Genomic DNA, 2,931 nt, shown 5'->3' with positions numbered 1-2,931 from the left:
CAAGACCGTCATCCCGGCCGGCGTCGTGCTGCAGCCGGGCCGCTACTACCTGATCGCCGAAGCTTCCGGCGGCGCCGCGGGCGTGGCACTCCCCACACCCGACATCGACGTCACGTCGGGCGCAATCAACATGAGTGGCGCCTCGGGCAAGGTCGCCCTCGTCACCAATGGCACGACGCTGCCTGCCGTGGCTGCGCCGACCGGCGTGGAAGACATCCTGTCCTACGGCAGCTCGACGCCCGTTGAAGGCAGCCCCACGCCCGCGCTGGCCGCCACCACGGCTGCGCTGCGCAACGCTGCCGGCTGCACCGACACCAACGCCAACAGCGCCGATTTCACGGTTGGGCCCGTCAGCCCGCGCAATGGCGCCACGCCCGCCAACCTCTGCGGCGGCGGCAACGTCAACCAGCCCATCATCCCGAGCTGCCCCGACCAGGCCGCCGTGTCCGGCGCAGCCTCCAGCTTCGTCGTCAGCGCCACCGACAGCGACAGCCGCGTCAATGCGGCCAGCGTGGTCGGCGCCCTGCCCGCCGGTGTGACTCTGGGCAGCTTCGTCGGCGCCAGCGCCGATGGCGTGGCCGCGACCCAGCAGATCAACGTCGACAACACACTCGCGGCCGGCAACTACAACCTCGGCCTGAAGTGGGACAACGACGAAGCCCAGACGGCGAGCTGCACATTCAAGCTGTCGGTCAGCGGCGTCGTCAAGATCCCCGCCATCCAGGGCTCGGGTGCCAAGAGCGGCATGGACGGCACGACCGTCACGACCGGTGGCGTCGTCACCAAGCTGATCAACAACGGCTTCTACCTGCAGGACCCGGACGGCGACGGTGACCCGGCGACCTCCGACGGCATCTTCGTCTTCACGAGCACGGCGCCCACCGTGGCCRTCGGCGACAAGGTCAATGTGTCGGCCAAGGTGCAGGAGTACTCGGTCTCGAGCAGCGCGGCCAGCCTGGCCAACCCGCTGACCGAGCTGAGCAGCGTCACCAACGTCTCCGTCGTCAGCACCGGCAATCCGCTGCCCCTGCCGGTCGAGGTCAGCCTGGCGACCCTGGCCAGCCAGTCCGACATGGAGCGCTATGAGGGCATGCTGGTCCACATCACCGACCCGCTGACCGTCAACCAGACCAACTTCGTCGGCAGCTGGGGCCAGCTGACCGTGTCGGCCGGCGGCCGCACGCTCAACCCCACCAACGTGCTGCGCCCCGGCCCGGCGGCACTGGCGATGCAGGCCGCCAACCTGGCCCGCAGCGTCGTGCTGGATGACAGCAGCGCCTCCAAGTTCCCCAACCCCACGCCCTACCTGTGGCAGGACGGCACGGTGCGCGCCGGTGACACGGTCGATGGCGTGACCGGTGTCGTCGACTTCGGCCCCTCGACCGACTCGGCCACCGGCCCGCTGGCCTACAAGATCCACCCGACCGCCGCGCCGGTGTTCGCCCGCCCGATCGCGCGCCCGCTGGCGCCGCCGGCCGTGGGCGGCAATGTCCGCGTGGCCAGCTCCAACGTGCTGAACTTCTTCACGACGTTCACCAACGGCGGTGCCGTGCCGGGCGGCGGCGCCTGCCCGAGCGCCGGCTGCCGCGGTGCGGACAATCAGGCGGAGTTCGATCGCCAGCGCACCAAGATCCTGGCCGCCCTGTCGGGCCTGAACGCCGACGTCGTCGGCCTGATGGAGATCCAGAACAGCGGCAACTTCGCCGTGCAGAACCTCGTCGACGGCCTCAACGCCATGATGGGCGTCAACACCTATGCCGCCGTGCCGCTGCCGCCGTCCACGGGCACCGACGCCATCCGCGTGGCCATGATCTACAAGCCGGCCAAGCTCGGCCTGATGGGTGCGTCGATGTCCGATGACAACGCCATCAACAACCGGCCCACCTTTGCCCAGGGCTTCGTGGCCCCCAACGGCGAGAAGTTCGCCGTCGTCGTCAACCACCTGAAGTCCAAGGGCAGCTGCGGCACCGGCGCCAACGGCGACACCGGCGACCTGCAGGGCTGCTGGAACCTGCAGCGCAAGCAGCAGGCCCAGCGCCTTCTGGACTGGCTGCCCACCGTCACRGCCACGGCCGGTACCGACCGCGTCATCATGCTCGGCGACTTCAATTCCTACGCCAAGGAAGACCCGATCGACCTGCTGACCAGCGCCGGCATCGTCGACCTGGTCGGCATGTTCGACCCGGCCGACTACAGCTATGTCTTCGACGCCAGCGCCGGCCGCCTCGACCATGGCCTGGGCACCGCCGCCATCGCCGCCAAGGTGACGGGCGCGACCAGCTGGCACATCAATGCCGACGAGCCCGAGTGGATCGACTACAACACCGAGGACAAGGCCGCCGGCAACGACTGGTACCAGCCCAACCAGTTCCGCGCCTCCGACCATGACCCGATGCTGATCGGGCTGGACCTGACCAAGGGCTTCACCGGTACCGACGGCCGTGACAACATCGTCGGCACGGCGGGCGACGACATCATCGAAGGTGGCCCGGGTGCCGATACGCTGACTGGCAACGGCGGCCGMAACCAGTTTGTCTACCGCAGCATGGGGGACGCCGGCGATGTCATCACTGACTTCAAGCCCGGTGTGGATACGCTGGTATTGACCAAGCTGCTGACTGCGAATGGCATTGCCAGCGCCGACCCGCTCGCCAGCGGCCATGTGACCTGCACGGCCAATGCCACCGGCGCAATCATCGGCATCGACGCTGACGGCGCGGCCGGCCCCATCAAGTCCAAGCCGCTGCTGCAGCTCAAGGGCATTGCCTGCGCAGCAGTCACGGCCACCAGCTTCAAGTTCTGAGGAAATACAAAATGAATCGCAAATCTATCCTGGCCCTGGCGGTCCTGACCCTGGCCGGCGCCGCTCAGGCCGCCACGTACAACTTCACCGGCAGCTTCGACACCGCCCCCACAGCCACGGTGCTGAAC

At 68.4% G+C, this 2,931-nt stretch carries 1 protein-coding gene; it reads left to right on the top strand.

The genetic code is table 11. From position 1 onward, the window contains the following. Positions 1-2,803: ExeM/NucH family extracellular endonuclease (locus AC1DU6_RS25675; RefSeq protein WP_477860561.1), on the top strand; the 2,803-nt coding region annotated here is incomplete at its 5' end. Between the last annotated feature and the right edge of the window lie 128 nt (positions 2,804-2,931).

It is taken from the genome of Roseateles sp. P5_B10 (genome assembly GCF_056400485.1).
The sequence above is the reverse complement of the archived record's forward strand: the minus strand, read 5'-3'. Positions and strand labels throughout refer to the sequence as shown.